At 55.5% G+C, this 8102-nt stretch carries 5 protein-coding genes and 2 pseudogenes; 2 read left to right on the plus strand and 5 right to left on the minus strand.

The window, feature by feature from the left end:
- The first annotated feature begins 409 nt into the window (after nucleotides 1-409).
- The gene (locus WH50_RS17100; protein ID WP_104151514.1) at nucleotides 410-748 is read left to right on the plus strand and encodes a zinc ribbon domain-containing protein YjdM; all 339 of its coding nucleotides are present in this window, start codon (nucleotides 410-412) and stop codon (nucleotides 746-748) included.
- 397 nt (nucleotides 749-1145) lie between these two features.
- On the opposite strand, the gene WH50_RS17105 is transcribed toward WH50_RS17100, so the two are convergent.
- From WH50_RS17105 to WH50_RS17115, 3 genes are all read right to left on the minus strand, one after another.
- The gene (locus tag WH50_RS17105) at nucleotides 1146-1358 is read right to left on the minus strand and encodes a hypothetical protein (RefSeq protein WP_104151513.1); all 213 of its coding nucleotides are present in this window, start codon (nucleotides 1356-1358) and stop codon (nucleotides 1146-1148) included.
- 234 nt (nucleotides 1359-1592) lie between these two features.
- Nucleotides 1593-4166: a PAS-domain containing protein gene (locus WH50_RS17110; RefSeq protein ID WP_165838457.1), complete on the minus strand. Its 2574-nt coding sequence runs from the start codon at nucleotides 4164-4166 to the stop codon at nucleotides 1593-1595.
- Between the two features lie 23 nt (nucleotides 4167-4189).
- Entirely contained in the window at nucleotides 4190-4912 is a 723-nt protein-coding gene (locus WH50_RS17115) for a winged helix-turn-helix domain-containing protein (RefSeq protein ID WP_110188452.1), read from the minus strand.
- A 352-nt stretch (nucleotides 4913-5264) separates the two neighbouring features.
- On the opposite strand from WH50_RS17115, the pseudogene hpaE reads away from it, so the two are divergent.
- Nucleotides 5265-6618, plus strand: a pseudogene (hpaE, locus tag WH50_RS17120) (5-carboxymethyl-2-hydroxymuconate semialdehyde dehydrogenase).
- Between the two features lie 50 nt (nucleotides 6619-6668).
- Here hpaE and WH50_RS17125 read toward each other — a convergent pair.
- On the minus strand, nucleotides 6669-7730 hold the full coding sequence (locus tag WH50_RS17125) for an IS110 family RNA-guided transposase (RefSeq protein WP_110188453.1): 1062 nt from the start codon (nucleotides 7728-7730) through the stop codon (nucleotides 6669-6671).
- Nucleotides 7731-7946: 216 nt separating this feature from the next.
- Nucleotides 7947-8102: pseudogene (locus WH50_RS17130) on the minus strand (DDE-type integrase/transposase/recombinase); the annotation flags it as partial.

Consider the following 8102-nt stretch of genomic DNA (forward strand, 5'->3'; position numbering starts at 1 on the left):
TTGGCGCCTGATCAGGTTTAACAGGTCGTTGAAAATCTATCTGCGTTGCCGAATACCGCGTCAAAAACAGGCTCACAGCCACAGGCTGAACGTGCTTTAGCACGGCCCCGAAGGGGCGAGCGGAGCGAGTCAAATGCTCATTTAGTTCACTAAACTCCGCTTTTTCGCCTGTTTCTTGTGCCCTCGGGGTATTTCCTTGTCTCGGCTGCCTCGATAACGTTTTTCAACAGCCTGTTAAGCAATTTGAGCAGATTGCAGGGGCTTAACTCCCTACTGAATGCCGCGTAAATACTGGGCTCAGGGAGGAATGGATGACTTTTTACGCCATTTCCCTATATAATGTGCGGCCTTTAGCGCTGCGCCAGCCATCGGCCGGGGCAGTCAGTAAGTTCAGAAATGAGGAAACCGCGTGAGCACTTTGCCAGCTTGCCCCCAATGCCAATCCGAATACGTCTATGAAGACGGTAGCAATCTGGTCTGCCCAGAGTGTGCCCATGAGTGGAACCCGAACGAGGTGGCAACCGCTGAGACGGATAAGGTGGTACGTGACTCAGTAGGGAACATTCTGCAGGACGGCGATACTGTTACCGTCATCAAGGATCTGAAAGTGAAGGGCTCTTCACTGGTGATCAAGGTAGGAACCAAGGCGAAGAATATTCGTCTGGTGGATGGCGATCATGATATCGATTGCAAACTCGACGGTATCGGCGCCATGAGCCTGAAGTCTGAGTTCGTCAAGAAGGTCTGATGTTTCTGCACCATCCAGACTGATCAATACCCGGCGTGAGGTAAGCATACTTGCTTCACGCACTCTCTCTGATTGATCTCACCAGCCAGTTTTTAAAACAGCCTTCTCAAAAACTCTTTTTTAACAAAGAGCTTTTTTAACAAAGAGCTTTTTTAACAAAGAGCTTTCTCAACAAAGCGTTATCTCAACAAAGAATCTTCTCACCTGGCATATAAGTCTTGCCTTCAAGGTGAATGTCGCTGCGCAAAAGCCATTGATAGCTCGGCCGCTATCCGTTACCGGATTCATTCCGCTATTAGTGCTGGGAAGTAAGAAACACAGAAGGGTATTGCGATGGGCTGTCCCCTGAGCGGGGAAGGTCGTGCGGAGTCTGGCGGAAGGGGCGATGCGCGGCCAATCAGGCGTGGCGCGCACCGGCAACAGACAGCTCGTCTTTCTTACTGACGAACAGTGCTTTTACTTTGTTGACGAAACCGGTGATGCAGGCGGCTACAAACTCAGCACGTTCGACTTCTGCACGCAGGCGGATGATTTCAGTTTTGTCGTAGTGAGACAGGTCTACACGGTCCAGCAGTTCAACAACGCTCAGGTTTTTGATGTCGTCTTTCATGATGTGCTCCAGAAGTATCTATTAGACTTTAGATGTAGGTATGTTAGTGCTTCTGACGCGCTGCACAAAACGACATATTTTTAGGTGATTGCTTAGATATTTTCACCAATTGATGTTGTTGAGGGTGGCTGAGTGCCTGTATTGATTGAAAGGGATGGAAACAACTCATTAATTTTTTGCAGTAAAGCCAAGAGCTGAACGGCCTTTCTATGAAAGCCAGACGCTTAACTCATCTCACTCTGTCAGGCATTCCGCCAGTTTCCGCGCAAGGGTATCCAGGCGATAAGGTTTGGGGAGTAAGGGCAGTTCAGAGGCCATTCCGTAGTCCAGCAACAAGCGTTCCTTGGGCAAGCCTGACGTGAGGAGTACTGGCAGTGTGGGGTAGTGGTGCTGACAGAAGTGCGCCAGCTCGATGCCGCTCTCGCGCGTACCCAGGTTGATGTCACTTAACAGCAAGGCGTAATCATGGGTACCGTTACTGGTGGGAGCGGAGTGCAGCAGTTCGCGAGCCTCGCTGGCAGAACTCACCGCCGTCACCCGGTAATGAAGATGTTCCAGTAAGCCGATGGCCGCCAGCTGTACCTGCTGATCATCTTCCACCAGCAAAATATGTTGCTGATTGCCCATTGGCAGAGGGCCGTCAGACAGGGTGCCCGATGGGCGCTGCTGCGGATGATGCAGGGGTAGCCAAAGCTGGAAAGTGGTGCCTTCGCCCAGACTGCTGCTGACGCTGATATCCCCTCCTGACTGGTGCACAAAGCCGTACACCATACTCAGCCCCAGTCCGCTGCCCTGACCAACCGCCTTAGTCGTGAAAAAGGGTTCAAAAATGCGGTCGATGACCTCCTCGGCAATGCCGTGACCGCTGTCCTGCACTTCGATCAGTACCCAGTCGCTGTCCTGCTTCTCCGCGCGACGAGATTGACTGGTCCGAAGCGTCAGCTGCCCGCCATCGGGCATGGCTGCACAGGCATTCAGCACCAGATTGAGCAGGCTGTTGTCGAGCTGACTGGCATCCACATAAATCCAGGGATCGGCCTCGCACAGCTGCACCTCAATGCTGATCTGCGGGCCGACGCTGTATTCAATCAGATCCAGCATCGCCTCCAGCAGTTCGTTGACCTGCACGGCTTCTGGCTGCAGATGCTGGCGGCGGGCAAAGGCCAGCAGGCGTTGCACCAGCCCTGCCCCTTTCTCTGCTGCGGCCAGTGCGCGCTGGCTCAGACGCAGACTGCGCTCATCCAGAGGCTGCTCAGCCGGTGCTTCCTGCAGCAACTGCAAGTTACCAATGATGGCCGACAGCAGGTTGTTGAAGTCATGGGCGACACCGCCGGTCAGCTGACCCAGTACATCCATCTTCTGTGCTTGCCGTAATTGGCTCTCGATTGCTTTGCGTTCGGTCAGATCGGAATAGAGGGTGACAAAGCCCCCGTCCGGCATCGGTCGGCTGCGGAACTCAAGTACCTGACCATTATGGAAATATCGCTCAAAACGCTGGGGTTCGGCCTGTCGGCGCAGATTGATTTCCACCATGTCGAGCGGGCTGTTATCGAGGCTGCGGTTGTAATGGGGCAGCTGATTCATCAGGGTCTGGATTTCATCCAGATACATCCCGGCCCGAATGCGCTCCACAGGCAGTGAAAACAGCGCCAGATACTGCGGGTTCCAGGCGAGCAGTCGATTATCGCTGTCGAACACGCTGAGGCCGTCGTTGATGTTGGCGAACACGGTTTCCAGCAGGCGTGTTTGCTGCTGGAGATCGGCTGTGAGTGCCTGCAGATCCATGGTGCGCTGGCGGAAGACCAGAAAGGCCTGAGTCAGGCTACCGACCTCATCGTGTCGTGTGGAAGACGGGACCGGCTGGTCGGTGACACCCTGTGCCAGCAGGCTCATCTGCTGGGCGATGGTTTTGAGGTGTCGGCTCAGATCAAGCACCCAGAAGATGCCGATAATCAGCATCAGCAAAGCAAGCAGAGTTAACAGCAGAATGCGGCTCTGGCCCCACTGAACGGCGCGGCTGAGCTGCTGTTGCTGGTCACTCAGGCGCTGCTGTAGTTGCTCGACAAAGTGGCGTACTTCGTCAGACAGGGCGGCAGAGTTGGCTCTTACCGCGGCCAACAGGAAGGTTTTCCGCTCCAGCAGCTCACTCTGGTGGCGCTTCTGCTCAATCAGCGCATTGGTGTCATCCATGAGTTGTTGCAGCGGCAGAGCAAGGGGAACGGCATCATGAGCATACTGCTGGTGCAGCTTGTCCAGCTGATCTCTCAGCGGTTGGGTGAAGTTATCCAGCTGACTGCCACTGACGTTAATGATCAAATGGGTTTTGTCGAGCAGACCCGGCAACAGGGGCTGCAGTTGGGGAAAGCGTGCCAGCTGTTCGAAGCGCTGATTGATGCCGTAAAAGGTTTGCAGAATATCTTCACGCAGGAACAGTTCCTGTTCGGTATGGTTGATCAGCTCAGACAGCGCGGCGTTCATCCGTGCCAGCTGATGCTGTAACTGCGGAGCCTGATCCAGATGATGAATCTGGGTGGCCAGTGCCGTCAGCTCCAGCTGCCGGGATTTAAGCTCTTCGCTTTCCTGCTGCACCTGAAAGGGGGTCACCGCCTCGGCCACATAAGGTGCCAGGGCAGCCAGACTGGCAGTGCGCTCGGCCAGCACCAGCGATGATGAAATGTCCGGCAGAATATCGCGCTGCAGGGCGCTCATGGCCGATTCGGTATTGCGCAGGCCAAACCATCCTACGGCAGCGATCACCACACTGGCCAGACAGACGACGCCCAGTGCAAACAGCAACTTGGTACGCATACTGGCGCCGTGTCGTTGACGGTTCAGCATTGGCAGATGTGCGCGCTGAAGATATAGCCCAGACCACGCTCGGTGCGGATCAGCGAAGGTTGCCGGGGGTTGGGCTCAATCTTGCGCCGCAGGCGCAGGATCAGGACATCGATAGTGCGGTCAAACACTTCCGTTTCGTTGCCTCGTGTCAGTTCCAGCAGCTGGTCACGGCTGAGAATGCGATTGGGGGCACGTACCAGTGCCTCCAGCAGATTGAACTCGGCGTAGGTCAGCTCAAGGGGCTGGCCTGCCGCATTGAATAATTCGCGACTGGTGAGGTCGAGCGTCCAGTCGTTGAAGCTGATACGTTCATGGCTGGACAGATCATCACGCCGCGCCGGTACGCTCAGCTCGGTGGTGCGGCGAATCAGGGCGCGCACCCGGGCCAGAAATTCGCGGTTATTGAAGGGCTTCATCAGGAAGTCGTCGGCCGCCAGCTCCAGGCCAAGAATGCGGTCTGTCTCATCGCCTTTGCCGGTCAGCATCATGATAGGAATGACGGACTTGTGCCGTAGCTGGCGGGCGACATTCATGCCGTCCTCCTTGCCCAGGCGCAGGTCGATCACCACCAGTGCATGGGGCAGAGCAGACAGGGCACTGAACATGGCGTCGCTGTCTGCGACTGCGGTGACATCAAAACCGTGCTGTTCCAGCAATTCAGTCAGCAGGTCTCGTACACCTTGCTCGTCATCGACGATAAGAATCCGGGTTGTCATCTGTCGCTATACCCTGTGGTTATTCTTCTACCGGGCTGATGCCCTCTCGCAGTCATAAAAAACATGAGAGGGCATCAGCGGCATTTTTACCAGAAAGCCGCATTTGAAAAATTACAATTATTACAGATCTCGCCCTGTACGCAGACATCGGCGAATTCCTGTGTTCATCCTCTCCCTATCTGCCAGCAAAAAATCTCTCCGCACGCGGTTGACTAAAATTAAGATGTTAAATTGATTATTAATATCTTAATTAGTGACTCTGTGCAGCAGGGCTGCTATCAAAACAAAACCGTGCCGACGGAATCGTGAACACATTCTGAGTCAGCAGACAGCAAGTGCAGGAGTTCGCAGCGTGATAAAGCATCTGATCAATGGCAAATGGGTCGAAAGCCCTGAAACCTTTGAGACTATCAACCCGGCAACAGGTGAGGTACTGGACGTCGTCGCCCATGCGTCTGCTGAGCAGGTCGCCGAGGCGGTGCAGGCGGCAAAAGAGGCCTTTCCTGCGTGGGCCAACATGTCAGTGAAGAAGCGTTCCAAAATCATCGAGCGAATCGGTGACCTGATCGCAGAAAATGTCGATGAGCTGTCAGAGCTGGAAACCAGAGACACTGGCTTGCCGCTGTATCAGACCCGCAACGCGCTCATCCCGCGCGCAGCGGAGAACTTTTACTTCTTTGCTGAATGGCCAAGCAGATGAATGGCCATACCTATCCGGTCGATGACCAGATGCTGAACTACACCCTGCACAAGCCAGTGGGTGTCTGCGGGCTAATCTCCCCCTGGAACGTGCCCTTCATGACCGGCACCTGGAAAACCGCGCCCTGTCTGGCGCTGGGTAATACTGCAGTGATGAAGCAGTCGGAGCTGAGCCCACTGACAACAGACTTCCTTGGCAAGCTGATCATGGAAGCCGGAGTGCCTGCCGGGGTATTCAACGTGGTACACGGTTTTGGTCGCACCACGGGGGATGCACTGATTCGCAACCCGGACGTCAGCGTCATCTCCTTCACCGGCGGCACCTCCACGGGCAAGCACATTATCGCCAATGCCGGACTGAAGAAGTTCTCCATGGAGCTGGGCGGCAAGTCACCTGTGATGATTTGTGACGACTGTGATTACGAGCGTGCTCTCGATGCCGCACTGTTTGGTATCTTCTCCATCAATGGAGAGCGCTGCACTGCTGGGTCTCGCATCTTCGTTCAGGAAAACATTTACGACCGTTTCGCCTCTGACTTTGCCGCCCGCGCCAGTGCCATCAGTGTGGGCGATCCGATGGATATGAACACCAAGGTCGGCTCTCTGATCTCCAGGGATCATTACAAGAAAGTCACCGGCTATATCCAGATGGGTGTGGAAGAGGGGGCCAGGCTGATTGCTGGCGGTGACAAGCCCGCCGTGGCTGCTCATCTGGCGCAGGGGCATTTCGTTGCGCCCACGGTATTCCGTGACGTGACCAACGACATGCGTATCGCCCGGGAGGAAATCTTCGGCCCTGTGCGGTACTGATTCCATTCAGGGATGAGGCGGACGTGATCGCCATGGCCAATGACAATGACTACGGACTGGCCTCTTACCTCTGGACGTCGGATAACGGCAAGGTGCATCGCATAGCCAATCAGATCGAAGCAGGCATGCTGTTCGTCAACAGCCAGAACGTGCGTGACCTGCGTCAGCCGTTTGGCGGCATCAAGGGTACCCACTGACTTTTCACACTGCGAAAGAGCCGCTCCGTAGTCGCATTGACGCTCCTATGTCAAGGTACCCGTGCTGATTCTGCTAGGTCCGCGAGGATCAGAGGATAGAGCTCTCTGGCAATATACCGTTTCAGACACCGATGAATCTCCTTCGTCGAGAGGCCTTCTCCCATTCGACGCTCCACATGGGCCCGCGTTCGGGGTTCACTGCGCATACGCACCATAGCAATGGTCCATAACGCGTTGTTGGCCGTCCGACTACCCCCTCGGTTGAGGCGGTGCCGGATGGTATTACCTGACGATGCCGGCAACGGACTGGCGCCACACAAAGCCGCTAATGCCGCTTCGCTTTTCAGCCGCTCAGGATTATCACCTGCCACCGACAGCAGCACTGCGGCAGTCTGTGGCCCGACCCCAAACTGATTCCTCAAGCGTTTAGCATGCTGTTTCGTAAGGGCATCCAACGTCTTGTCATGTTCGTCTACTTCGTCGGCCAATGCACGCCAACGCTGGGCGAGGGAGCGTAAAGTGGCTGCCAATACCTGTAAGCGCGGCGTATCTCCAAGCGTGCGTAAGCGTGCACAGATCGCCACACAGGCCTCAGGTTTGCTACGCCACAGCCGGGCACGAATATCAGCAGGCGCACTCACCAGTAGCGCACGTAGTTGGTTAATCGCCTGGGTTTTGGCTTTGACGGCGCTCCGTCGCGCAATGCAGGCAATGCGCAAGGCCTCAGCCACACCGGATTGCTCTTTTGGGATGGCGGTTGCCCGACCGGCCAGAACAGCACGGGCTGCATTTTCCGCATCCATCGGATCCGACTTGCCCTGGAGCCGTCTCCGGCTTCGGTCGGGTCTATTCACCTCATACACGATAACGCCGTAATCCCGTAAAACCTGGACCAGGCCCGCGCCATAGGTCCCCGTACCTTCTACCCCTGCACGGGTTAGTTTGCCGAACGATTGCGCCCAGGTCAGTAGCTTGAGGTAACCGGTTGTCGTCGTATCAACCGGGAGCTCTCCCAACCACTGACCCATGCTGTTAATCAGAACACCTATATGAATATCCAAATGGGTATCCACGCCAAGAATGACGTCGTGTGCGTTCGACTGATGGTTCATGCGCTTCTCCTCTGACAAGGACGCATCACCAATCCTGAGCGCAGGACAGGACATTTAGGGTGCGGTGCAAAGCTCCTATTAGGTCACAAACGCCAGGCCTGGCAATGCCAGGGAACGTCAGGACCCAATCGACAGGTCAATGCAAAGGCATGTGATGTAGGCCAATCCCAGCACGGGTCAGATTAGGCTGACGTTCAAAAGCATAATGGACTAAGTATCCCAGCAGTTACCACGCCGGCTCATGCTTTGAACCATCCGATACCGCCACAGCCGCTGGCGGTATTCCAGACTGCTGTACTGACACCCCTGGTCGGAGTGGAACATGACCCCTTGCGGCCGACCACGCAAGCGATAAGCCATCTCCAGTGCCCG

The organism is Pokkaliibacter plantistimulans (assembly GCF_003194385.1).
GTDB lineage: Bacteria > Pseudomonadota > Gammaproteobacteria > Pseudomonadales > Balneatricaceae > Pokkaliibacter > Pokkaliibacter plantistimulans.